We start from the raw sequence: 25,879 nt of genomic DNA, 5'->3' as shown, positions 1-25,879 counted from the left end.
TGGTCTCGTTTTAGGGGAGTTCGCCGTGTCACTTTCGCTTTGGCAGCAATGTCTTGCCCGATTGCAGGATGAGTTACCTGCCACAGAATTCAGTATGTGGATACGACCCCTTCAGGCAGAACTGAGTGATAACACTTTGGCTCTCTATGCCCCCAACCGTTTTGTGCTTGATTGGGTAAGAGAGAAGTATATTAATAATATCAATTTGTTATTAAATGATTTCTGTGGTCCTGAAGTACCGTTGTTACGTTTCGAAGTAGGAAATAAACCTATTTCACCAAACCAAACTGCATCTCAGAAAATCATTACCGATATGCCGGTGGCTACAGTGCCGTCCAGTTCGTCGATCCGTCCGAGCTGGGACAATGCAAAGGCCCAGCCTGAGTTATCTTATCGTTCCAATGTGAATCCCAAGCATACATTCGATAACTTTGTTGAGGGTAAATCCAACCAACTGGCCAGAGCCGCCGCCAGACAAGTTGCCGATAATCCAGGGGGAGCATACAATCCTTTGTTCCTCTATGGCGGAACCGGTCTGGGTAAAACCCACCTTTTGCACGCGGTCGGCAATAGCATCATGGCACGCAAAGCCAATGCCAAAGTCGTGTACATGCATTCTGAACGTTTTGTTCAGGACATGGTCAAAGCATTGCAAAACAATGCGATAGAAGAGTTTAAACGTTATTATCGTTCCGTAGATGCTCTACTGATCGATGATATTCAGTTTTTTGCAAATAAAGAGCGATCCCAAGAAGAATTCTTTCACACGTTCAATGCCCTGCTGGAAGGTAATCAACAGATTATTCTGACATCAGATCGCTATCCGAAAGAGATCAATGGCGTCGAAGATCGGTTAAAGTCCCGTTTTGGTTGGGGATTGACCGTTGCCATCGAACCACCGGAACTGGAAACTCGCGTTGCCATCTTGATGAAGAAGGCTGACGAGAACCAAATCCAGTTGCCGGGTGAAGTGGCTTTCTTTATTGCCAAACGCCTGCGATCTAACGTTCGTGAACTCGAAGGCGCTTTAAATCGAGTCATCGCCAATGCTAACTTTACGGGTCGGGCGATTACCATTGATTTTGTACGCGAAGCATTACGTGACTTATTGGCTCTTCAGGAAAAGCTGGTAACCATTGACAATATTCAGAAAACTGTAGCTGAATATTACAAAATCAAGGTTGCGGATCTGCTTTCCAAACGCCGTTCACGCTCCGTTGCCCGTCCGAGACAAATGGCAATGGCGCTGGCAAAAGAGCTGACAAATCACAGCTTGCCTGAAATCGGGGATGCCTTTGGTGGACGTGACCATACAACCGTACTTCACGCTTGTCGTAAAATCGAACAACTGCGTGAAGAGAGTCATGACATCAAAGAAGATTTTTCCAACTTAATCAGAACATTATCTTCCTAGCGCTATGAAATTCATCATTGAACGTGAGCAATTATTAAAACCTTTGCAGCAGGTGAGCAGCCCCTTGGGAGGCCGCCCTACCCTGCCCATTTTAGGCAACTTATTATTGCAGGTCACAGAAGGCTCTCTACTGTTAACCGGCACCGATTTAGAAATGGAAATGAAGGCGCGGGTTACACTTGCCCAGCCACATGAAAACGGTGCAACCACTGTCCCCGCCCGCAAATTTTTTGATATTTGGCGCGGGTTGCCGGATGGTGCTGAAATCAGCGTAGAGCTGGATGGCGATCGTATCCTCGTCCGTTCCGGACGCAGCCGCTTTTCACTCTCCACCCTGCCCGCAACAGATTTTCCCAATCTGGATGACTGGCAAAGCGAAGTCGAATTTTCATTGCCACAGGCCACATTGAAGCGCCTGATCGAATCCACTCAATTTTCCATGGCACATCAGGACGTTCGCTATTATTTGAACGGTATGCTTTTTGAAACCGAAGGCGAAGAGCTGCGCACTGTTGCAACCGACGGCCACCGCTTGGCTGTCTGCTCGATGAATATCGGGCAAACATTGCCCTCCCATTCGGTGATCGTACCTCGTAAAGGTGTCATTGAATTGATGCGCCTGCTGGATGGTGGGGATAACCCACTGCAATTACAAATTGGCAGCAACAACATTCGCGCTCACGTCGGTGATTTTATTTTCACCTCCAAATTGGTTGATGGCCGTTTCCCTGATTACCGCCGCGTACTGCCGAAGAATCCAGATAAGACGCTGGTAGCAAATTGTGACATGATCAAGCAGGCCTTTTCACGGGCAGCGATTTTATCCAACGAAAAATTCCGTGGTGTTCGCATCTATTTAAGCGAAAACCAACTCAGGATCACCGCAAATAACCCTGAACAAGAAGAAGCGGAAGAGATAGTTGATGTCAGCTACCAAGGCACTGAAATGGAAATTGGCTTCAATGTCAGCTACGTACTGGATGTTCTTAACGCATTGAAATGCGAACAAGTAAGTCTCCTTCTGACAGATGCGACATCCAGTGTGAAAATCGAGAATTCAGCCAGTCAGGCAGCGACTTATGTCGTGATGCCGATGCGTCTGTAAAAATTCGCCTGTAGACAACACTGACTCATAAATATGATTCTTTCGCGTTTGCTGATCCGCGATTTTCGTAATATCGCGAATGCTGACCTGCCGTTGGCAACGGGGTTCAATTTTCTGGTTGGGCCAAATGGCAGCGGCAAAACAAGTATACTGGAAGCCATTTATACATTAGGTCATGGCCGTGCTTTTCGCAGCATCATGGCGGGGAGAGTGATCCGCCATGATTGCGAAGAATTCATTCTTCATGGACGGCTTGAACAACAACTTTATGAACGCACGTTAGCGGTGGGTTTAAGTAAAAACCGCCACGGTGATAGTAAAGTCAGAATTGATGGCAGTGACGGGCATAAAATTGCAGAGCTGGCAAAAATGCTGCCTATGCAACTCATCACGCCGGAAGGTTTCACTTTACTAAATGGTGGCCCGAAATACCGTCGGGCATTTATCGATTGGGGTTGCTTTCACAATGAACCGCGCTTTTTTACTGCCTGGGCCAACCTGAAAAGGCTGCTCAAACAGCGAAATGCAGCATTGCGACAAGTTACCCGATACAGCCAGATCCAACATTGGGATCGCGAACTTGCCCCGTTGGCGACGGAAATAAGCCAATGGCGGGCAGAATACATCGCAGGAATTTCCGAAGATATCGAGAAAACCTGTAAACAATTTTTACCTGAATTCACTCTCAGTATCAGCTTTCAACAAGGTTGGGACAAAGAGAGCGAATATGCAGAACTGCTCGCGCGGCAATTTGAGCGCGACAAAGCGTTAACCTACACCGCTTCCGGCCCCCATAAAGCAGATCTGCGGATCAGGGCGGACGGCACCCCGGTGGAAGATATGCTTTCCCGTGGTCAGTTGAAATTACTGATGTGTGCGTTGAGGTTAGCGCAGGGTGAATATTTCACCCGACAGAGCGGGCAAAAATGCCTGTATCTGCTTGATGATTTTGCTTCAGAGCTGGATGCTGGCCGTCGTCAGCTATTAGCCGAGCGTCTGAAATCTACGCAAGCCCAAGTGTTTGTCAGTGCAATCACCACTGGGCAAGTTACTGACATGATTGATGTAAATAGCAGGATGTTTCGCGTAGAACATGGCAAAATAGAGGTTCAACCACAGGATTAAGATGAGCGAGAAACGTTGATGTCGAATACATATGACTCCTCAAGTATCAAGGTATTAAAAGGGCTGGATGCTGTCCGTAAACGTCCAGGCATGTATATCGGTGATACCGATGATGGTACCGGTCTGCACCACATGGTCTTCGAGGTTGTTGACAACGCTATCGACGAAGCCCTCGCAGGTCATTGTGACAAGATAGTTGTCACCATTCATGCAGATAACTCAGTTTCTGTACAGGATGACGGCCGCGGTATTCCTACCGGGATACACGAAGAAGAAGGTGTTTCAGCAGCAGAAGTTATCATGACCGTGCTGCATGCGGGGGGTAAATTCGATGACAATTCCTATAAAGTTTCCGGCGGCCTGCACGGCGTAGGGGTTTCTGTTGTAAACGCCCTATCGGAAAAACTGGAACTGACTATCCGTCGTGACGGTAAAGTCCACGAACAGACCTACATGCATGGGGTTCCACAGTCTCCGCTGAAAATCGTCGGTGATACCGAGCAGACAGGAACCACAGTCCGTTTCTGGCCTAGCATGGATACGTTCAAAATTAACACTGAGTTCGAATATGATATTCTGGCAAAACGCCTGCGTGAATTGTCATTCCTGAATTCCGGCGTTTCCATCCGGTTAGTTGATAAACGCACCAATACCGAAGATCTCTTCCACTATGAAGGCGGAATCAAAGCATTTGTTGAGTTCCTGAGCCGCAATAAAAACCCACTTCACCCAAATGTCTTCTATTTCTCCACAGAAAAAGACGGTATTGGCGTCGAAATTTCCATGCAATGGAATGATGGTTTTCAGGAAAACATCTACTGCTTCACCAACAATATTCCTCAGCGCGATGGGGGAACCCACCTCGTTGGTTTCCGTACCGCGATGACTCGTACCCTCAATAGTTATATGGACAGAGAGGGCTACAACAAAAAATCCAAAGTCAGCGCCACAGGTGACGATGCCCGTGAAGGCCTGATCGCGGTTATTTCCGTTAAAGTCCCAGATCCTAAGTTCTCTTCCCAGACTAAAGACAAGTTGGTTTCTTCAGAAGTGAAAACCGCCGTCGAAACACTGATGAATGAGAAACTGGTCGAGTACCTGCTGGAAAACCCGAACGACGCCAAAACTGTCGTCGGTAAAATCATTGATGCGGCTCGCGCCCGTGAAGCGGCACGTAAAGCCCGTGAAATGACCCGCCGCAAAGGTGCACTGGATCTGGCTGGCTTGCCGGGTAAACTGGCTGACTGTCAGGAACGTGACCCAGCACTATCCGAACTCTACTTAGTGGAGGGTGATTCTGCGGGAGGATCAGCAAAACAGGGACGCAACCGTAAAAATCAGGCGATTCTGCCCCTGAAAGGTAAGATCCTGAACGTTGAAAAAGCGCGTTTTGATAAAATGCTCTCTTCACAAGAAGTGGCAACATTAATCACCGCGCTGGGTTGCGGAATTGGCCGTGATGAATACAACCCGGACAAGCTGCGTTATCACAGCATTATCATCATGACCGATGCCGACGTGGATGGTTCTCACATCCGTACCTTGTTACTGACCTTCTTCTACCGTCAGATGCCGGAAATCATTGAGCGCGGCTATGTCTACATTGCCCAGCCACCGCTATATAAAGTGAAGAAAGGCAAGCAAGAGCAGTACATCAAAGATGACGATGCAATGGAAGCATACCAGATGTCCATCGCACTGGATGGAGCCTCTCTGTATACCAACCCGCATGCTCCGGCACTGAATGGTGAGGCTCTGGAAGCACTTGTTACTGAGTTTAATTCCACCCAGAAAATCATCCGTCGCATGGAACGCCTGTATCCGTTGTCTCTGCTGAACAGCCTGATTTATCATCCGAAACTGACGGAAGATGAGTTGAACTCTCAAGCAAAAGTGGAAGAGTGGGCAAAAACCCTGTCCACCAGCCTGAATGACAAAGAGCAGCACGGCAGCACTTATAGCTATAAAATCCATGAGAACCGTGAACGTCAAGTTTTCGAGCCTATCTTGTGCATTCGTACCCATGGTGTTGATACTAACTACAATCTGGATTTCGATTTCATTCACGGTGGCGAATACCGTCGTATCACCAAACTGGGTGAATCTATCGGAACGCTGATTGAAGAAGGTGCATATATTGAACGTGGCGAGCGCCAACAAGTAATAAGCAGCTTTGAACAGGCCCTGGAATGGCTGGCGAAAGAGTCACGCCGTGGTCTTTCCGTACAGCGTTATAAAGGTCTGGGTGAAATGAACCCTGAGCAGCTGTGGGAAACTACGATGAACCCAGAAACTCGTCGTATGATGCGCGTTACCGTGAAAGATGCGATTGCAACTGATCAACTGTTCACGACCCTGATGGGGGATGCGGTTGAACCTCGCCGTGCATTTATTGAAGAGAATGCCCTGAAAGCAGCGAATATCGATATTTAATATTTTTGCTTATAAATATATCCCAGATAACAGTATGTTATCTGGGACATATTATCTGAAACGACTCATCAAATTTTCCCAACCAAACAGCCACTTCATTTTCCCTTCACAAATTCTGCTAGACAAAAGAAATATTCTATTTATCCTATAAAAAAATAATTTATAAAATAAATCATTCACATAAATACACCAAAATAAATAATCAAATCTCAGATTAACTTCAACTTATAAAAGCCCATTTTTTATAATTTAAAGAGGTTTATCATGCTAAAAAGAACAAATTCTCTGAATAGCTATATACACAAATCTCCATTTAAAAACCTATCACGTTCAAATTCTTTTGATTCTTTCCCCCCAAATAACATTAAGGAAATAAATATTAATTATAACAATCCTAAACTAACAAAGGAGTATATTCCATCAATAATTCGGGAGGTTAAATTACATGATATGATAAATATTGCGGATAAAATTTACTTTTCAATCGGAAATGATGGATGGTTTGATCAGATATTAAACATCATTGAAGATGAAAATGATTTAGAAACTCACATAAATGGAATTAGCGGGAAAATCGGAAAAACAACTGATGATATTTGGGATTTAAAATGTAGCATAACACTTAATCAATTAATTCATGTTAAGAATGAACTTTATGATAGATCCCAAACTGGAGAAGATAAAAACTTTATTTATTTTACTTGCTATATCAGAAACATACCTGTGGGAATAATGATAGTCAAATGTTACGAAGAAGTCATGCTATACAGATATGATCCTGATTTACGTTATTATCCTGAAGTCACTCATCTTGTCATGCATCCGGGATTAAAGAATTGTGCTTACTTATTAATGGAAAAAGCGGTTAATCTGTCCTATGAAAAAGGTTGTCATGGTAAATTAAAATTAGCAATTGCAACCCCAGAATTATCAAACGTTTATAGCCGAATGGGATTTATCCACTATACACAGGATGAAATGTCTTTAGATCCAAATGGAAATAATGCTTGGACCTTCACCTCTAATCACGGTGGTTATCGATTTGTGGGTACTTGCTGAATAGATTTTAAAAAAAATATTATCAATCAGTTGTGCTTTATCACCATGTATGCTTCATCAAATTGGCAACCTATTTCATGAGATTGTTTAAATGAAAACAGCAGAGTGTCACTAAACACTCCATTAATGCATTCAACTCATATCAGGATATTTTTATTATGATAAGAAAATTCAAATGATATTAAAGATTAATCACCGCCAATGTTTAAGATTTACTATCCAATTGGCGGTTTATTTCCACAAACTCAATAACGATTAAGGTTTTCTTACAACAATACCCTCAGCATACGGCGCAAAGGCTCTGCCGCTCCCCACAGTAACTGATCGCCAACCGTAAATGCAGAGATGTATTCCGGCCCCATATTCAGTTTACGCAGGCGGCCAACTGGCGTATTCAACGTTCCTGTCACCGCTGCCGGCGTTAGCTCCTTCATCGTCAACTCACGATCATTCGGAATGACACGCACCCAATCATTATGCGACGCCAACAGAGTTTCAATTTCATGGATCGGGATGTCTTTTTTCAATTTCAGGGTAAATGCCTGACTATGGCAGCGCAGTGCACCGATACGGACACACAGTCCATCAATTGGAATGATATTATTGCCCGTGTTCAGGATCTTGTTGGTTTCCGCCTGGCCTTTCCATTCTTCACGGCTTTGCCCATTTTCCAGCTGCTTATCAATCCACGGTATCAGGCTGCCAGCCAAGGGCGCGCCGAACTGCTCCGTCGGCAATGTACCGCTGCGGGTAAAATCAGTTACACGTTTTTCAATATCTAAAATCGCAGAAGCCGGATCTTGTAACTCTTTTGCTACCTGATTATGCAACATTCCCATTTGCACCAGCAATTCACGCATATGGCGGGCACCACCACCCGAAGCAGCTTGATAGCTTGATACCGATGCCCACTCAACCAAATCATTGGTAAACAACCCACCCAATGACATCAGCATTAAACTCACTGTACAATTGCCACCAACAAACGTTTTAATACCTTTATTCAGGCTGTTTTGAATATGTTGATGGTTAACCGGATCGAGAATAATGACAGAATCATCATTCATACGCAGGGAAGAAGCCGCATCAATCCAATATCCCTGCCACCCGGCAGCCCTCAGTTTTGGGTAAACTTCATTCGTATAGTCCCCACCCTGACAGCTAATGACAATATCCAGCGCGCTCAGTGCATCAATATCAAAAGCATTCTGTAATACACCTGATTTTCCAGCGCTATTTGCCGCAAATTGTGGGGCTGGCAACCCGTGCTGGGATGTTGTGAAGAAAACCGGATTAATCTCGTCAAAATCCCGCTCTTCCAACATTCTCTGCATCAATACTGAACCGACCATGCCACGCCAGCCGATAAGACCTACATTTTTCATCATATTTACCCTGTCTCAAGAAATGTTGTTCAGACACACTGATAACATTAAAACTGACAAAATATGACGAAAGGTGCAAGTATATTTATGTACTATAACACCAGCATTTCTGTATGGATGAGTTTGCCATTTTTAAACCATCTTGCCGTGTATTGTTCAAAGTCAGGATCATCATTATTTACCGGCCTTCCTGGTCTCTTGGTTCTCAAAAAGTATCTAGGAGTAATGGGGTCTACTGTTTCAATCTTTGAATACGTTTTTTTTTCTGCCTCAAAAGCATCATTAGCCTTTTTATTACCAACAAGTCTTGAAAAATGAATATCATATATATGTCTTAAATCAAAAATTAATTCGTGACGTTGGGTATTGTCATAATTTTCACTATAAGAAAGATTCTTCTTATTAAATACTTTAGTACGTCCTCTAATATTCCCCACATAACCGATAACAATACTATTCGGGCAAAGTTTAGAGAGTTCAGAAGCAAAAGATTCTTCATATTCGAGAGTGGTATCTGGGTTATCCTTTTCACAATTTGCAGATTCACATACAATCAAACGAATATATCTAAAACTATTTAACATTATTCCTTTTGATTTTAATTCGTTATCTAGTTCCCGAGGCGTCAATTGATCATCATACATATTCACACCTGATATATACCCGATAAAATAAATTTTATCATAACTTCCATGAGCGCATACGGTTAATCTGGGATAACCATGATAGCTATCTTCAAATACGTAAAATCTATAAAATACACTAATATTTTTCATGAAAACCACTCCTCAAATTTCATTGTTATCTCCATCATGTCCACACGAGCAAAATGAACACGATGGTAATTCCATATATTATTTTCAAGGGCTAATGAGTTAATAACCATTAAAACTTAATATTGAATATAAACAAGTGAAAAAAATGACTTAATTAAGGAGGGAATGTCTGATGGGTTTCATATATATCAACGAGATAAGAAAAAATAGAATCAAAAAACCTACAGCAGAACTGTAGGTTTTCAATCAGCGTTTCTTTTTCTTGCCTTGAACAGCCTTAAAACGCGGGTTAGATTTACAGATGACATACAATCGGCCACGACGGCGAACAACTTTGCAATCAGGGTGCCGTTGTTTTGCTGTCTTCAACGAACTTAATACTTGCATGACAATCCCTCTTTATTTACTGCCCAAAAAACTGCCAAATCTTTTCTGGAAACGAGCTGTACTACCTTCTTGCGATACACTCCTTTGCTTACCCGTATAAAAAGGGTGCGATTCCGATGACACTTCAATCATGACATAAGGATATTCAGTTCCTTCTAGCGTAATCTTCTTCTCTGTACGGATAGTCGAACCTACTTTGAAATAGGTATCAGCACTGGTGTCGTGGAACACGACAGTCCGGTAAGTTGGGTGGATCCCTGGCTTCATAAAATCTCTCCAAACACACTTTATGTTATAATATAACATTACAATAACTCAGCTTCATGCTGTTGACAACTACCTTTTTAAGATTTTATCTCGAATATTTTACGTTCTAAGCGATTAGATCACGTTACATCAGACGACGTAACAACTGTCTTGAGTCCTATCTAATTCAAAAAATAATAATACCCATAATTAATATAATTATTTTTATAATTGTTTAAATTAATTACTTGGCAGCTCGATTAAATCATCCCCGAATCCTTACTGATATTACGGCATTAGATTTTTCCACTACTAACTCCCGTTTTATAAGAAAATTAATTTATAATTTACTTTTATTTCAGCCCCACTGTCTTATTGATCCCTCAATACCCAAACTGGGTATATTTACCTCTCAATATCCATGATAAACATCAACAAATAGGAATTATCTAATTATTGAGAGAAGATTCAAAAAAGACCTCTTTTCCTCTATTAACTTATTTATAAAACTGGTTTAATTAAGTATTATTTAATAATAACTTCCCTCCCAGAGACCGTATTCTGATGGACCTTTTCTTACAAAACTGTTTGGCTTTTCCAGTTGTTATTTTTAGTGGCCTATTAATCATTGTTTTGTTTTATTGGATATGTGCTGCTTTCGGCTTACTTGATATTGATATTATGAGTATCGATACGGATGGTTTCGACGTATCCACTCTGGCGGGGTGGTTAACAAAACTCGGCCTTACTGGCGTTCCCATTACCATCATTATTACGCTAATTACACTATTCGGCTGGCCGCTCAGTTATTTCAGCATGCATCTGATGCTCCGTTTCATTGAAACTGATGTGATCCGCTATTTGCTCGGAACCGTGACATTCTTTGCCGTGAGTTTTATCGCCTTATTACTGACAGCAATGATATTGCGCCCATTAAAACCAATGTTGTCCAAGCTCAATCGCTCCAACAGTGTTGATACTCTGATTGGCAAAGTTGCTGAAGTGCGTTCTCCCATTGTGACGGAACAGCGCGGAGAAGCGCTGATGGAAAATCACGGAGCCAGCCTGATACTGCAAGTCCGGGCACCGGAAAGTGACGGCATTACCCGTGGCAATCGTGTTGTGTTGATAAGCTATGACGCCGCCACACACAGTTACACCGTCGTCAGTGAAGACGAATTTAAATTGTAGCTACGAGTTACAACAACAAATTAACGCTGAATCATTACCGTAAACCTTGCTATCTGACATGCCTCACTCATATTTCGGTCATGGATGAATAGCAACTTAAGTTATGGATCACTGGCGCCTTACCCGTCAGTCCCAAACAAGTTCGCCTCAAAATAAAATGGAGAAATACATGTCAGATATTGCCTTGGCAGACTTCATGCCCTTCTTAATCATCATGGCAACGATCATTATCGTTATTCTGGGCTTCTTTGGTCTTTTTAAAGCGTTTTATATCAAAGTGCCACAAGGAACGGCCCTGATCGTCAATGATATGTCAGCGCAGCCAAAAGTCCATTTCACGGGCGCGTTGGTCTATCCGGTGATTTATAAAAAGGAGTTCATGCGCATTTCCCTGCTGACACTGGAAGTTGATCGCCGCGGTAAAGATGGCCTGATCTGTAAAGACAACCTGAGAGCAGACATTACGGTTGCCTTCTACCTGCGTGTAAATGAAACTACTGAAGATGTCCTGAAAGTAGCTAAATCTATCGGTGTCGAACGCGCTTCCGACCATAATGCCGTTAATGCACTATTCAGCGCCAAATTCTCAGAAGCGCTGAAAACCGTGGGTAAACAGTTTGAACTGTCGAAATTGTTTGAAGATCGCCAGAACTTCCGTGACCGCATTGTTGATGTCATCGGTAAAGACCTGAACGGCTATGCACTGGAAGATGTTGCCATCGACTATCTGGAGCAGACCCCGAAAAACTCACTGGATCCGAACAATATCTTTGATGCGGAAGGTATTCGTAAAATCACCGAAATCACCGCCATCCACAATATTGAAACCAACCAGAAAGAGCGCGACCAAGAACTGGCGATCCAGAAGAAAAACGTCGAAACCCGTGAAGCCAGCTTGGCTCTGGAACGCCAACAGGCAGATGCCGAAGCGCGTCAAAAGCGTGAAATTGAGAGCATCCGTGCCCGCGAATCCGCCGAAACGCTGAAAGTAAAAGAAGAAGAACGCCTGAAAGCAGAACAGGCCCGTATCCAGACCCAGCAAGAAATCGAAATTCGCGAAGAAAACCGCCTGCGTGAAGTGGAAGTGGCGCAACAAAACCGCGAACGTGCCGTCATCATTGAGGTGGAAAAAGTCACTCGCGCACAACAACTGGAAATTGTTTCCCGCGAGCGTGAAGTCGAACTCCAGCGCATTGATAAAGAAAAAGCGCTGGAAGAAGAGCGGAAAAATATTTCTAACGTGATCCGTGAACGTGTTGCCGTTGAGAAAACTGTCGCACAGGAAGAAGAACGCATTAAAGAAGTCCGCATGATTTCTGACGCGGATCGCCAGAAACAAATCACGATTATTCAGGCTCAGGCCAAAGCAGAGCAAGAGCTGGTGCGCCAGGTCAAACAAGCTGAGGCAGATGAAAACAGCGCTAAATTCAAAGCACTGGAAATCAGCACTATGGCACAAGCGGAGCTGGAAGCCGCCGCCAAACAGGCAGAAGCGAAAAAACGTCTGGCCGAAGGTACTGAAGCAGAAGAAGCGGCCTTGGGTCTGGCCGAAGCCCGTATCCGCCAAGCCAAAGCCGAAGCGGAAGAAAAAGAAGGGCTGGTACAGGCAAATGTGATTGCGGAAAAACTGCTGGCGGAAGCCCGTGGTACACAAGAAAAAGGTCTGGCGGAAGCGCGTGTTCTGGAAGCTCAGGCCGACGCAGCAGAGAAGCAGGGCCTTGCCGAAGCGAAAATACTGGAAGAAAAACTGGCTGCACAGGCACGTGGTGATGAGCAACAAGCCCAAGCCAAAGAGAAATTGGGTCTGGTGGATGCCAAAGTGCTGGAAGAAAAACTGGTCGCACAGGCTCGTGGTGAAGGCCAGCTCGGTTCAGCCCAAGCTGAGGTTATCCGCCAGCGCCTGAAAGCCGAAGCCGATGGTTTGACCGACAAATTCACCGCGATGGGCAATCTCAACGATACCGCACGCGATCACGAAGAATTCCGCATGCAGCTTGAGAAGAACTTCGAACAAGCCATGGCTTCCATTGCAGCCAACAAAGAGATCGCCAAGGAACAAGCCGAAGTACTGGCAGCGGCACTCAGCAAAACCAACATTGATATCGTGGGAGGCGACGGCAGTTTCTTCAATACCTTCTCCAAAGCGCTCAGTGTGGGCAAAGCCATTAATGGCGTCGTCGATAAAAGCCCGCTGGTCAAAGATGCCGTACAGAAATTGCTGGCTGGCAAAAGCGGAAAAGGTGAAAAAGAAGTCGGGGACACAAAACTGGATCTCGACTCACTCCTGCAAAACCCAGAAGTACAGTCTTTGGTCAACATGTTCAGCTCAAATCAAAAAAATCAGGGTAAAGGGAATACCGAAGAGTAATCAATAACGCTTATCCGCCACAATTCACTGTGGCGGATTTTTCCCTGCACTCATCCCATCCGGGATATCAGTACAGTGCACTAAAACCAGTTTTAACGTCATTAAAATCCATCTTGAGTAAGGAAACGTGATACGCCATGTCAGATAGCCAAGTGAATAATCGTGAACAGGAATTACTGGATAATGCCGTCGCAGAAGGCGGAGCCTACGATATCTTACGCAATCGCCTGTCTGAGCAAGGCCAGCAACTGCATGAAAAAGTCAGCCAGCTTAATACTCGTCGCTTGGAAGAATTTGGCAAAAACCAGACTGACATTATCGGGCGTATCCGCATCCGCACAGAAAACAATTGCGTAGCCCGTGATATTGTCCGGGTTGGTGATTGGCTGCTATTTGGCTACAACGTTTTCCTTGGATTAAAAAAAGAGACACGGGTTGAAGATGTTTTCTCCCTGTACAAGCTCAAGAAAGAAAATGACGAATATGATGTAGAATCCGTTCCGCTAACCGGCACATTTCTCAATATCACCAGCTTCGTACAAGACTTCCACGAACTTTATACCTACTACAAAAACACCCAATTACTGGAACTGGTTGAACGTGATGGAAAACTTCTCGCCAGCTTCCAGATTGGCGAAAGAATTACGGATATTCGGGTGTTTCGCTGGGCCATTTCCAGCGATAAAACAGAAATAACCTATATCGATAATCGCGGCGAGCGCGACATCGCCCTGCCCCCCGCTTACGATTTTGAATGGCAGAAAACCACGCGGGAAAATACCGTAAATGGCCGCTATCCGCACATGAACATTCTGGATACCGTGTTTGTGGAAACCATTGGCGGTGATCTGACCATCAAATGTGAAAACAATACCGAAGATGGTTTGGGGATCTACCGGGAAGCGGTATTGGATAAAACCCAATCACTGGATGACGCACAGATTGAATATGCTCAGACCGGCAGCTTGATCCTGCTGAAAATTCTGCCTTATCGCGAAGAATCCTGGCGTTATCTGGTCTACAACACTCTGGCCCAAAGCGTACAACGCATTGATGCCATTGGTTTGGCCTGCATTCAATTGCCGGAAGACCACGGCATTATTTTTCCGGGCGGTTATTACCTGCAAAGCGGGGAATACAAGACGTTTGATCAATCGATGGATGGCATGCGCTTCCGCCGAGTCCGCCGCTCCCCGAATGGGGAAGATGTCATGTACATCTTCTACGAACCCAAGCGCGGCCGTTTGGCCCTGTTTAACTACAACCTGATTGAACGCAAGCTACAGAATCCATTGTTTGGCCACGGCTATGCCATGCTGGAAGACGGCCAAATGGTGCTGTTTGAAGGGCAATCAGAAGAACCAACCCGCATTCATCCGATGCAAATCTGGCAAACACCGTTCTATTCTGACGAATATGCGGCTCGCCAGCCGGCAAAAAACAGCTTCTTGGGGCGCATCGGCAATGCTGAGTTGGTTCGGGGCATTTCTGACCTTTACCATATCGCCAAAGAAATCGAACAACAGCAGATATCTTCCCTGCTCTACGAAAAACTGTGTCAGGATGCCCGGCGTCTGGTCGATATCTACTATTGGTTGAATGACGAACAGAGCCTGAATATCTCTTTATTGCTGAAAGAGATTGCCAATACCGGCGAAAAAGTGCTGGATGAATACGAAAAAGTAGAAAGCATCCGCCGTCAATCCATTCGCGCCATGAATGCAGCGACATCGCATCAGAAAGAATTGCTGTCAACCATGCTGCCGGAAAGCTGGACAGAGACTCAGCAATTTATCGAAGCCTTAAACAGCTTGAGCATCCAGCGCGGTCACTTAATCACGCTTCGTGATCATCGCTATATCGACCTGTCTCTCCTTGATGAAATGGAAACGCAATTGGCTGATAGTCAGCAGCGCATTTCACTCGCGACCGCAGAATTCCTTGCCAGCGAAAAAGCATTACAGCCATTTACCCTGCAACTACAGGAACTGGAAAAACAAGTTCAGGCCGCGGCCAATCGCTCTCAGCTCGCTGAACCGCTGGCAGGCATGGAAAAAATGTCCACTGATCTGGATATGCTGTCGAACCTGATGGCCTCATTAAAATTTGAGGATACAACCCAGCAAACCCACATCATCGAGTCAATTTCCGAAATTTATGCCCTGCTGAATCAAGCACGGGCCAGGCTGCAACAACGCCGCAAAGAGCAAGGGGCGGTTGAATCGATTGCTCAATTTGGCGCTCAATTTAAACTGTTCAGTCAAGGGATCACCAATGCCCTGACACTCTCCACCGATCCAGAACGTTGTGATGAACAACTGTCCCGCCTGCTGGTACAACTGGAAGAGTTGGAAACCCAATTCAGTGATCACGATGAGTTCTTGAATGACATTCTGGACAAGCGTGAAGAGTTGCTGGAAACCTTTGAAACACACAAACAGTCATTGCTGGATGAACGCCAGCGCAAGACCCAGAATTTACAGGTAGCGGCAGAGCGCTTGCTGGATAGCATTATCCGCCGGACAGCGAAATTTGCCTCCCTTGATGAGCTGAATGCTTTTTTTGCCTCTGATGCCCTATCACTGAAAACCCGGGAAATCATTGAACGCTTGCAGGAACTGAAAGACAGCGTAAAAGCGGATGATATTGATGCCAAATTCAAGGCGGCAAGGGATCAGGCCATTCGCAGCCTGCGGGACAAAACAGAAATCTATGAAGATGGCGGCAACGTTATCAAACTTGGCCCGCGCCACCGTTTCAGTGTCAATACACAAGAGCTGGATCTCACTATTCTGCCTCGGGGAGAGCATCTCTATTTGCACCTGACAGGTACTGATTACCAAGAGCCGATTGATAGCCCAGAACTTGAATCCATGCAGCCTTACTGGTCTATCTCCCTTGAGTCAGAATCACCACACGTTTATCGCGCTGAATTCCTTGCTTATTCACTCATTTATGCAGCAGGCAAAGAGCATGATGGCCTGATGCTGAACGAGCTGAAATCCCAGTTGAACAAACCGGACATGCTGGAAAAAACCGTCCGCGATTTTGCCGCTCCCCGCTACAAAGAAGGCTATGAAAAAGGGATCCACGACCGTGATGCGGTTGCCATCCTGCGAAAATTAATCCCCGTCGGGGAAAGCGCCGATCTTTTGCGTTTCAATCCCCATGCAAGAGGAATTGCGGTACTGTTCTGGGAACAAATCCAACGCGAAGAACAACCTTCATTATGGCCTGAGCGTGCCCGTACCTGCTCCAACATTTATCAGCTTTTCCGCAATGATGCCGGGTTGCTGGATCTACAGGCTGAAATCGAAGCAGAACTCAGCCTGTTCCTTGAGCGCCATCCTCTCAAGTGTGAACCTTATCAACTGGCACAGGCAGCGGAATATCTGAGTTTGGCACTAAGCAGGCCAACGGTGGAGTTCAATTTCAGCAAATATGCCCGTACGTTATTGGAAGGGTTGCAATCTGAACTGGAAAAAGCCCATATGTGGGGGGATTTCAACCACTCGCAGCAGAATCTCGGCCAGCGTTTTACCCAGCGTTGGATGCTGGTGGAAAACTGGCTGAATGGCCTCTGCTCCTTGCCTGAGTTTTCGCCACTGAAAGGGTATATTTCAGAAGCAGTCGTTCTGGTTTTACTGGAAAAAACACTCAGTGCCCGTTTCAGTGAAGTCGATTTACATTTTACTGTCACCGATTTAATCGGCGAACACCCTTCCATCATCAATCAAGCATTAACCTTGAGCCTTGATGACTATTTCTGCCGGATGCGGAAACACCGCAAAATCTTCATTCCTGATTATCATCATTATCAGGAATTACGCCAAAACGTTTTAACCCAACAACGCAATGCACTGCGGCTGCACGAATTCAAGGCACGGCCACTCAGCTCATTCGTGCGCAATAAATTGATCAGCGATGTTTATTTGCCACTGATCGGAGATAACTTTGCCAAGCAAATCGGCGCAATCGGGGAAGGCAAACGAACGGACTTGATGGGAATGTTATTAATGATTTCCCCACCCGGTTACGGCAAAACGACGCTGATGGAATATATCGCCAATCGTCTGGGTTTGATCTTTATGAAAATAAACGCCCCTGCCTTGGGGCACGATGTCCTGTCTCTCGATCCGGCTCAAGCCCCGAACGCCACTGCACGTCAAGAGTTAGAAAAACTCAATCTGGCGCTGGAAATGGGCAACAATGTGATGCTGTATGTGGATGATATCCAGCATACCAACCCTGAATTCCTGCAAAAGTTTATTTCCCTGTGTGACGGCACACGGCGTATTGAAGGGGTTTGGAAAGGCCAGACAAAAACCTACGATATGCGCGGCAAGAAATTCTGTGTTGTCATGTCGGGCAACCCTTACACCGAATCCGGTGAACTGTTCAAAATACCGGATATGCTGGCTAACCGTGCTGATATCTATAACCTCGGCGAAGTCTTGGGGGGCATGGAAGAGACATTTACCCTGAGTTATATCGAAAACAGCCTGACATCAAACCCGGTGCTGGCGCCACTGGCATTACGCGATATGAACGATCTGTACCTGTTTATCGATAAAGCAATGGGCAAACCCTTCTCCAGCAATGGATTGAGCTATCCTTACAGCGAAGCTGAAATAACTGAAATCGTTGCAATACTTGAGCGCCTGCTGGAAATGCGGGATATCGTGTTCAAAGTGAATCAGCAATACATCATCAGCGCCGCGCAATCAGATAAGTATCGGACAGAGCCGCCATTCAAACTGCAAGGCAGCTATCGAAATATGAACAAACTCTGCGAAAAAGTATCTGCTGTCATGAATGATGCAGAAATTCAACGCATCATTGATGATCACTATTTGGGGGAAGCTCAACTGCTGACCAACGGAGCGGAAGAAAATCTCCTCAAACTGGCAGAAATCCGCGGCACCATGACTCCGGAAGAAACGCTGCGCTGGCAGCAAATCAAGCGCGATTTTATGCGGAATAAAGCGCTGGGCGGCGACAATGCGGATGTTGGTGATCGCGTTGTCGCTCAACTCGCGGATTTAGTTGAGAGCATTCAGGCGTTGGGGAATGCAAAATAATCCTAAACCCCGTCGAAAATGACGGGAAATGACATTCTCATTATTTAAATGAACGTTAAAGGTAATAAAAGAAATGGAAATATTGATCACGGCTGCGGTGATTTTTATTCTGCTGGTCTGTGGAATAAGCTGGGGGATCACTCTCTATAACCGCTTGGTTATGCTACGCAACAATGTTGATAATGCCTTTGCCAATATTGACGTCATCTTGAAACAACGTGCGGATCAGATACCCGCTTTAGTTTCAGTTGTCTCCAAAGCCATGTCCCATGAGCGCGAGCTTTTCACGGCACTCAGTACTGCCCGCCAAAATTACCTGAATTCAGGTTCCCTGCCTGAAAAAATCACCGCCTCTAACCAAATGGAGCAAGCGTTTAAATCAGTCATAGCGATTGCAGAAAGTTATCCTACTCTGATTTCCGGTGAAAACTTTATTGAACTCCAGCAAGCCGTCAGCAATGTCGAAGATAAAATTGCTCGCCGTCGCGAGAACTTCAATGACGCGGTAACACTTTACAATATCGGCATTCAGGTTTTTCCGGCAGTTATTGTTGCCAACATACTGAAATACCAGCGCCTTCCTTTGCTGGAAATTCTGGCGGAAGAAAAGAAATATAACGGCGTTCGCTTTCAATAAACCCATTTTCTCTGAATAAGAAACTTACCTATATATGATGAACTTCATTTTTAATAGTTTGGATGACAGTGTCGCTTTCGGCCTCTTTGCCGTATTTTTTATCACTCTCTGTATTTTGGTCTGGCTACAAAAAACCCCTAAAAAACAGTTTTTCAAGCTCCAGAAAAATTTGCCTACCTCTAAAATAGGCTCAATGGCAATGGGATTGGTCGAAGTACAAGGTCAGGTGATAGCTGAAAAACAGAAGTTGCACACAGCGCCACTCAGTAAAAGGAAATGTATTGCCTACCACTACACTGTGCACCAAAAAACAAAAAATTCGGAAGGAAAGGAATATTACAAAACAATTACCGATGTAACCCAATGCGCACCTTTTAAAATTCAGGATGATTCAGGCTCAGTTGCCGTAATGATTGACAAGATATCGCTCATATCCCTCCCACCTACATGCCGAAATGAAGAAGGAAATATGCGTTATGTGGAACGGGCAATATTCAACCATGACACCATGATGTTGATTGGTTCAGCGGCAGAAAAAGATAACCAAATCGTGATCCAAAAAAGCATCGAAGACGATGTCTTGTCCGTTTGCCCTGTAGAATCTGTGACGCATTGGAATAAACATCATCCCCTGAAAAAATCTGCCCTCATATTTATGATGACAGCAATATTCCTCTGCGCGCTCGTACTGAGTATCCCTTATGAATATAACGGGCATATGCTTACACTGATGTTGAATAAATCGCCTTTATTCAGTTGGCTGTTTTAATAAGGAAAAATGAATGGATCCCTTTTTTATTTCCGTTTTTATCCTTGTTATCTTATTCGTTTTATTGAGTTATTACCTGATCAACACTTATAACAACGTAGTGACGCTGAAAAACTACACAGATAAAGCCTTTGCCAATATTGATATCCTGTTGAAACAACGTGTTGATGAAATACCGGAATTGGTCAATATCACAGAACAAGCCATGTCGCACCAAAAATCGCTTCTACTAGAACTGGCGCAGTTACGTGAACGTTACTTGGTCAGCCATCATACCGATCACAAGATCCAAATTAACAACGAAATAACCCACACCTTATATAACGTATTGGCAATAGCAGAAAACTATCCCCAATTAAATTTGCTAAACAATCTGCATCAACTGCAAAAACGTCTCACGCTATTGGAAAATAAAATCGCGGATCGCCATGAGTTTTTTAATGACAGCGTGACTCTTTATAACATCGGCATCCAAACATTCCCCAATGTGGTATTTGCCAAAATATTGGGGTATCAAATACGTACAATGCTTGCTATTAACACAATCGGTGAATAAGGAAATCTCATGTTAACCTTCCCTTTTCAGTTTTTTGGCCTTGCCGATATGATAGAAAACACGCCGGTATCTATCGTTTTTCTCTCAACATTTGGCCTGCTCATCCCTTTATTGATCGTAGCGATATTGAAGAATATTCCGCCATTACGTGTTTTATCCAACATTGCAGCGGGAACACTGGCATTATCATTTTTTCCTAATCTTCTCGTATCGATTTCTCTCAACACTTTGAATGTCGGCGGAATACATATCCTCTTTATCTGCATGATCATTATGTTGAGTTGTTTGTTCTTTATTGTGTTTAATTACCGGGCACTAGCCAATTTTACGGAAAAACCTTTTTCCCACCCTGAACCAGAAATCATCGGCAAACGACAAGACAAGAAACGGGGCAAGAAAAAAAAATAATGCCTGCGGGAGAATAGTTGCTTTTTGCTGTTCTAAAGATTGTTGTTCTGAAAATTGTTGTTGATAAGAATTTGATTGTTCACCATCAAAAGGACCCAGATATGCGAATTATTATAATATTTCTTATGTTTTTCTTTTATGGGGGTAATACGCTGGCTGCGACGCCTCAAAATTACCTATACACATCCTCAGGAGAGCTTGAAGAAGTAGGCCCGTTGCTCGCGCGATCTGATATTAACGGGGTGCAGATTATTTATACTTGGAAACAATTGGAAAAATCAAAAGGCGAATATGATTTCTCCGCCATAAAAAAGGATCTGGCAGTACTGAACAAAATGAATAAAAAGCTTTTTATTCAGATCCAAGACCGATTTTTTGAACCAACCCGTAGAAACATTCCTCTCTACTTACAGCAAGAACCTCAATATAGTGGCGGCTTGGTCGCGCAATCTGACAATCCGGGTGAAGGTAAAGCGCCTGCTCAAGGTTGGGCTTCTGCACAGTGGAATGAAGCACTAAGAGAACGGTATCAACATCTTCTGTCGGCATTGGCGACCGAATTGGATGGAAAAATAGCTGGCATCAATCTCCCTGAGACGGCCATTAGTATTAACCTGAAAAAAGCAAATGCCGGCTTTACTTGCGATAAATACTTTTCAGCCACCATCGAAAACATCTTATTTGCCAGAAAAGTCTTTAAAAAATCGTACGTTATACAATATGTTAATTTCTGGCCCTGCGAATGGAATAACGACCATAACTATATGTCCCGCCTGTTTGAGATTGCACAGAAAAACAATATTGGACTGGGAGGGCCTGATATCGTTCCTTATAAGAAAGGACAAATGAAAAATTCATATCCTTTTTTCCATAAATACAAAAACAAACTGGCGCTTGTTGCGATGGCTGTTCAGGAACCCACACTAACTTATACAAACCCTCAAACTAAAAAGAGATTCACTCAGCAAGAATTTATCAAATTTGCAGAAGAATACTTGGGCGTTAATATTATTTTTTGGAGCACCAGCTCCCCTTGGCTGAATCAATAGATTGAGTGAACTCCTTGTTTTCAAAATGAGGATTAGCGCCCACTTTATCCCGGCAAGCCAGCATCTTGGGCACGTCTTGACAGGAAATGATTTCCCTCAGAAAATCGTGCCCTTTGGTAATATGCACAATGGATTTCAAGTTGCATCGCGACGGCAAGGGAATGACAAATTCGTCGGGAACGAATTTGAACAGCCAAAGGCGGGCCTCCGGTGAGAGGCTGGAGCCTCTCATAATCCCCGGGAGCATAGCTCACCGTATGTTTATAAAAACGGTGAGCGAGCGTAGCCAACAAAGAGACCGCTTGAAAGACGAAGTGTATAAATCTAAATGATAAGGTAATCAATTACAGTGAAAATATGGCTACAACAACGCCTGCATATTCTAATCGGATTAGCATCAATACTTATCATAATCCAATTGCTGGATACCTTAACCGGCGGTTCATTAAGCAATTTAGGTATTATTCCACGCTATGCCCAAGGGCTGATTGGCATTCCGCTATCACCTTTCCTGCATGGCAGTTGGGGCCATTTGCTCAGTAACCTGCCCGCGTTATTAGTCCTCAGCGCATTACTGATGGCTCACTCCATCCGTTACTATGTGCTCGCCAGCCTGTTTATTATCGTCGTGGAAGGCACTCTGGTTTGGTTATTTGGCCGAACGGCCATTCATGTTGGGGCCAGCGGCTGGATCTTTGGTTTATGGGGATTATTGCTGGCCAACGCTTACTTTTTGAGAAGAGGCAAAGACTTATTCTTCGCCATTTTGGTCTTCATTTACTACGGCGGAATTGCTTTAGGACTATTGCCATTGCAAGAAGATATTTCAACCGAAGGGCATATTTTCGGTGCGATAGCAGGATTGACGTTCTCCTGGCTGACCAAAAAGTGGAGCATGACAAACCCTCAGCGTTAAGTGATTGGGAATATTTATTATTCCCATTTCACAACACTAGCGAGAGATGATTACATTCGCTTTGATATGTTTAAGGTGAACAACAATCGTAAAGGTAACAACGACCAATAATGACCATGCCCCCCATTTCCCTGCATGAACCGCAGACCAAGCCCCTAACTGATGAGGATATTGCCAGATCCCAAAGAAAGTCCCGAAATTTTCCGCCAACCAAATAAAAAAGCCAATCAATATAAAAGCCAGTAATAGCGGCATTCTGCGTTCTTTATCCAACGGCGTATAAAAAACAGTGCCACGCGCATACAAACCGAAAATAAACGCAGTTAAGTACCAACGATAATCACCAATATAATGATGACTGAAGAAATTGATATAAATTGCCAGAGCCACCAGAGTTGCCATCCAATAAGGTGGGTAATGCTCAATACGTACCTTAAAAAAGCGCCATGACTGGATAATGTAGCTCCCTACGGCCGCATACATAAAACCTGTAAATAACGGGACTCCCCAAAGTTTAGTCAACGCTGCATCAGGATATTGCCATGAACCAATAGATGTTGATGTTTTAAATAGCTCCATGATGAAACCAACTAAGTGGAAGACGCAGATCGCTTTCAATTCATCCCATGTTTCAAGTTTTGAACATATTAAGAATGCCTGAAAGGCTACTGCAAAGACTAATAGCACATCATAACGTGGTATGCCTGATATGCCTTTAGCCGGAACCAAAAATAAAGCCAAAAAAAAGAAACCCGCAAATAAGCACGATCGTGCATTAATCAACCCAAAGAAAAGAAATTCTAAAATAAATCGCTTAATACCCGTGCTGTTATTCGGCTCATGAGCCATTAATAAATTATCAATTTTACGAAGAGCATTAAGTTTCAGTAAATTACCTTCCATTTAATTAACCTGTGATGTCTATTTATTTCACGCTGTTAATTCTAACAGAGTCTGAATAATCATTCATGCTTAAGAAACGCAGTCAGAATGACTTAATCATATTTATTTCCACTACAATAAGCGATATTGGATTTAAGTACCCTTACCGATTACACAATATTGTAGATTTTAATTTTATAAGCATTAATGGTTCCAGAATACTCATCCTTGAGTTTGCAAATAATGTCAATTACCTAGAAATTGAATCTCAAAGGTTCTCTGGCGGGCTTACTCTACAAAAGAAAAAAACCGCATGGCCTGTAACTTTATCAGCGCAATAACAGCAAACAATGAACGCCTGTCTGATAAAGAGTTTATCAATATGCTCCATGAATATCTTCAAGCAGCACATGCCCGCCACGCTTTGAATCGGATTAAGTCTGATTAATGGAATAATCAGCCCATAATAATAACGGGCCGATTTCCGTATTTCACCACGGCATAAGCGCCATTGCATCAATGATAATAATTAATTCTATACCTTATCGAATTCAGAGATCACTTCCACTTCAATGCTTCATCATCCACTGGCTGCTTCAGCAGTACCTCAACATCCTTTTCATAATTATGGGATACATGCCAATTTTCGCTTCTCCCCTGACGTGGAAGACTATTATCTGCACGTTTTATATACCCCGATTGCAATTTGCCTAGAATATTTTGATGCTTCAGTATTTCATTCGATTGAGCACAAGGCGTGACAGACGTTGCACCACGGCGATCCATTTCTTTCAGTAAACGACAAATGTAATTAGCGGACAGATCAACTTTCAATGTCCAGGCACTTTGTATGACATAGCCGATCAAATAAGCAAAATTCGGAACATCTTGTAGCAAAGTCCCTTTGTAGAGCATACGCTCATTGCCATCTACTTTTTTGCCATCAATAGACATTTCAATGCTATTCAGAACGGATACTTTCAGCCCCGTTGCAGAAACAATAATATCGGCCGTCAGTTCTTGCCCAGACTTAAGCAAGATGCCATTTTCAGTAAAACGTTCAATATGGTCAGTCACGATAGAGGCTTTACCCTCTTTCAGTACTTTAAAAAAATTCCCAGAAGGAATGGCACATAAGCGTTCATCCCAAGGTAAGTAATTGGGCGTCAAATGATTCATATTGAAATCCGGCCCAACCTTTTTTCGGGCAGATGACAACAAGAACCATCTCAATAAGGTGGGTACATGCCGGCTGGCTTTATAAAGTAACCGCTGAAAAAAAAGATTACGCTTTCTACTGATGGCATACACCCAATGTTTCGGCATAAATTTACCGAGAAATTGAGATATGCCGTCATTGGCAGGGATAGACAGGTAATAACTGGGTGAACGTTGCAGCATTGTGATATGCGCAGTATCGTCCGCCATTGCCGGAATCAGTGTCGCGGCGGTAGCACCACTGCCAACGACAACCACTTGCTTCCCTTTATAATTCAATTCCTCCGGCCAATGCTGAGGATGAATAACAGGGCCTTTAAAATCATTTATTCCCGGATATTCAGGTAAATAAGCCTCATCGTAATTATAATAACCTGTCGCGGCAACCAAGTAATTACAGGTAAAAATACGGATTTCGCCAGTGGCTTCTTCAAGTGCCGTAACACGCCATTGGCTCGTCGAACTAGACCAATCCGCATTTGTGATTTTTAAACCAAACTGTATTTTTTTATCGACCCCATACTCTCTTGCTGTTTCATTGACATAATTTTTAATTGATGGGCCATCAGCAAACACGCTGGTTTCAGGCCAAGGCCGGAAGTTATAGCCAAAAGTCATCATATCCGAATCAGAACGAATGCCCGGATAACGATATAGATCCCAAGTTCCCCCAATAGCCTGGCGGCGCTCTAAAATAACAAATTCCTTATTGGAACATTCCCTTATTAAGTGACACGCGACACTAATGCCTGCAACTCCCGCTCCCACAATCAAAACATCATAATGATTATTCATATGACTTCTCCTGCAAAAATGTTTTTTTAAAAACAAATAGTCAGCGTAATTGGTCATATTATTTTTTATTTTCTGGGGC

Annotated in this window: 22 protein-coding genes; 15 read left to right on the top strand and 7 right to left on the bottom strand. The window is 43.9% G+C overall.

What is annotated here, in order from left to right; genetic code table 11:
- Nucleotides 1-25 precede the first annotated feature (25 nt).
- From dnaA to BM100_RS15380, 5 genes are all read left to right on the top strand, one after another.
- The gene (dnaA, locus tag BM100_RS15400) at nucleotides 26-1,414 is read left to right on the top strand and encodes a chromosomal replication initiator protein DnaA (protein ID WP_092512509.1); all 1,389 of its coding nucleotides are present in this window, start codon (nucleotides 26-28) and stop codon (nucleotides 1,412-1,414) included.
- 4 nt (nucleotides 1,415-1,418) lie between these two features.
- Nucleotides 1,419-2,519, top strand: coding sequence for a DNA polymerase III subunit beta (gene dnaN / locus BM100_RS15395; protein ID WP_092512507.1), 1,101 nt, complete (start codon nucleotides 1,419-1,421; stop codon nucleotides 2,517-2,519).
- Between the two features lie 33 nt (nucleotides 2,520-2,552).
- Nucleotides 2,553-3,644, top strand: a complete 1,092-nt coding sequence (gene recF / locus BM100_RS15390; RefSeq protein WP_092512505.1) for a DNA replication/repair protein RecF — start codon at nucleotides 2,553-2,555, stop codon at nucleotides 3,642-3,644.
- A gap of 18 nt (nucleotides 3,645-3,662) precedes the next feature.
- Complete coding sequence (gyrB, locus tag BM100_RS15385; RefSeq protein ID WP_092512503.1) at nucleotides 3,663-6,077, top strand: DNA topoisomerase (ATP-hydrolyzing) subunit B; 2,415 nt, start codon at nucleotides 3,663-3,665, stop codon at nucleotides 6,075-6,077.
- Between the two features lie 264 nt (nucleotides 6,078-6,341).
- Nucleotides 6,342-7,136: a hypothetical protein gene (locus BM100_RS15380; RefSeq protein ID WP_092512501.1), complete on the top strand. Its 795-nt coding sequence runs from the start codon at nucleotides 6,342-6,344 to the stop codon at nucleotides 7,134-7,136.
- Between the two features lie 266 nt (nucleotides 7,137-7,402).
- On the opposite strand, the gene asd is transcribed toward BM100_RS15380, so the two are convergent.
- The 4 genes from asd to BM100_RS15360 form a co-directional block, all read right to left on the bottom strand.
- Entirely contained in the window at nucleotides 7,403-8,521 is a 1,119-nt protein-coding gene (asd, locus tag BM100_RS15375) for an aspartate-semialdehyde dehydrogenase (RefSeq protein ID WP_092512499.1), read from the bottom strand.
- 92 nt (nucleotides 8,522-8,613) lie between these two features.
- Nucleotides 8,614-9,297: a hypothetical protein gene (locus BM100_RS15370; protein WP_092512497.1), complete on the bottom strand. Its 684-nt coding sequence runs from the start codon at nucleotides 9,295-9,297 to the stop codon at nucleotides 8,614-8,616.
- Nucleotides 9,298-9,543: 246 nt separating this feature from the next.
- Nucleotides 9,544-9,684, bottom strand: coding sequence for a type B 50S ribosomal protein L36 (gene ykgO / locus BM100_RS15365; protein WP_010846148.1), 141 nt, complete (start codon nucleotides 9,682-9,684; stop codon nucleotides 9,544-9,546).
- A 12-nt stretch (nucleotides 9,685-9,696) separates the two neighbouring features.
- Entirely contained in the window at nucleotides 9,697-9,951 is a 255-nt protein-coding gene (locus BM100_RS15360; RefSeq protein ID WP_092512495.1) for a type B 50S ribosomal protein L31, read from the bottom strand.
- A gap of 660 nt (nucleotides 9,952-10,611) precedes the next feature.
- Between BM100_RS15360 and BM100_RS15355 the strand changes: the two genes are divergently transcribed.
- The 8 genes from BM100_RS15355 to BM100_RS15320 all read left to right on the top strand — a co-directional run bounded on the left by BM100_RS15355 (nucleotide 10,612) and on the right by BM100_RS15320 (nucleotide 21,989).
- Nucleotides 10,612-11,121 (top strand): ubiquinone biosynthesis protein UbiH, encoded by a 510-nt coding sequence (locus BM100_RS15355; protein ID WP_244590642.1) that lies wholly within the window; start codon nucleotides 10,612-10,614, stop codon nucleotides 11,119-11,121.
- A 178-nt stretch (nucleotides 11,122-11,299) separates the two neighbouring features.
- Entirely contained in the window at nucleotides 11,300-13,489 is a 2,190-nt protein-coding gene (locus tag BM100_RS15350) for a flotillin family protein (protein ID WP_211284498.1), read from the top strand.
- A 137-nt stretch (nucleotides 13,490-13,626) separates the two neighbouring features.
- On the top strand, nucleotides 13,627-18,570 hold the full coding sequence (locus tag BM100_RS15345) for a DNA repair ATPase (RefSeq protein ID WP_092512489.1): 4,944 nt from the start codon (nucleotides 13,627-13,629) through the stop codon (nucleotides 18,568-18,570).
- A gap of 73 nt (nucleotides 18,571-18,643) precedes the next feature.
- Entirely contained in the window at nucleotides 18,644-19,207 is a 564-nt protein-coding gene (locus tag BM100_RS15340; RefSeq protein ID WP_092512487.1) for a LemA family protein, read from the top strand.
- 34 nt (nucleotides 19,208-19,241) lie between these two features.
- Nucleotides 19,242-19,976 (top strand): hypothetical protein, encoded by a 735-nt coding sequence (locus BM100_RS15335; RefSeq protein ID WP_092512485.1) that lies wholly within the window; start codon nucleotides 19,242-19,244, stop codon nucleotides 19,974-19,976.
- A gap of 13 nt (nucleotides 19,977-19,989) precedes the next feature.
- Nucleotides 19,990-20,532 carry a LemA family protein gene (locus BM100_RS15330; RefSeq protein WP_092512483.1) on the top strand — a complete coding sequence of 181 codons (543 nt, stop codon included), beginning with the start codon at nucleotides 19,990-19,992 and terminating at the stop codon, nucleotides 20,530-20,532.
- 9 nt (nucleotides 20,533-20,541) lie between these two features.
- A complete protein-coding gene (locus BM100_RS15325; RefSeq protein ID WP_092512481.1) occupies nucleotides 20,542-20,940 on the top strand; it encodes a hypothetical protein in 399 nt (132 codons plus the stop codon).
- Nucleotides 20,941-21,041: 101 nt separating this feature from the next.
- Nucleotides 21,042-21,989, top strand: coding sequence for a hypothetical protein (locus BM100_RS15320; RefSeq protein ID WP_211284499.1), 948 nt, complete (start codon nucleotides 21,042-21,044; stop codon nucleotides 21,987-21,989).
- On the opposite strand, the gene BM100_RS22605 is transcribed toward BM100_RS15320, so the two are convergent.
- Nucleotides 21,949-22,221, bottom strand: coding sequence for a hypothetical protein (locus tag BM100_RS22605; protein WP_169924715.1), 273 nt, complete (start codon nucleotides 22,219-22,221; stop codon nucleotides 21,949-21,951). The genes BM100_RS15320 and BM100_RS22605 overlap by 41 nt on opposite strands.
- A gap of 117 nt (nucleotides 22,222-22,338) precedes the next feature.
- Between BM100_RS22605 and BM100_RS15310 the strand changes: the two genes are divergently transcribed.
- Entirely contained in the window at nucleotides 22,339-22,905 is a 567-nt protein-coding gene (locus tag BM100_RS15310; RefSeq protein WP_092512477.1) for a rhomboid family intramembrane serine protease, read from the top strand.
- A 36-nt stretch (nucleotides 22,906-22,941) separates the two neighbouring features.
- Here the strand turns inward: BM100_RS15310 and BM100_RS15305 are convergent, their stop codons facing one another.
- Nucleotides 22,942-23,754, bottom strand: a complete 813-nt coding sequence (locus BM100_RS15305; RefSeq protein ID WP_244590646.1) for a DUF817 domain-containing protein — start codon at nucleotides 23,752-23,754, stop codon at nucleotides 22,942-22,944.
- 346 nt (nucleotides 23,755-24,100) lie between these two features.
- On the opposite strand from BM100_RS15305, the gene BM100_RS23845 reads away from it, so the two are divergent.
- Nucleotides 24,101-24,235: a hypothetical protein gene (locus BM100_RS23845; RefSeq protein WP_274539943.1), complete on the top strand. Its 135-nt coding sequence runs from the start codon at nucleotides 24,101-24,103 to the stop codon at nucleotides 24,233-24,235.
- A gap of 110 nt (nucleotides 24,236-24,345) precedes the next feature.
- Here BM100_RS23845 and BM100_RS15300 read toward each other — a convergent pair whose 3' ends face one another.
- Nucleotides 24,346-25,800: a flavin-containing monooxygenase gene (locus BM100_RS15300; RefSeq protein ID WP_092512473.1), complete on the bottom strand. Its 1,455-nt coding sequence runs from the start codon at nucleotides 25,798-25,800 to the stop codon at nucleotides 24,346-24,348.
- Nucleotides 25,801-25,879: the final 79 nt, after the last annotated feature.

The organism is Xenorhabdus mauleonii (assembly GCF_900113945.1).
Lineage (GTDB): Bacteria > Pseudomonadota > Gammaproteobacteria > Enterobacterales > Enterobacteriaceae > Xenorhabdus > Xenorhabdus mauleonii.
The sequence above is the reverse complement of the archived record's forward strand: the minus strand, read 5'-3'. Positions and strand labels throughout refer to the sequence as shown.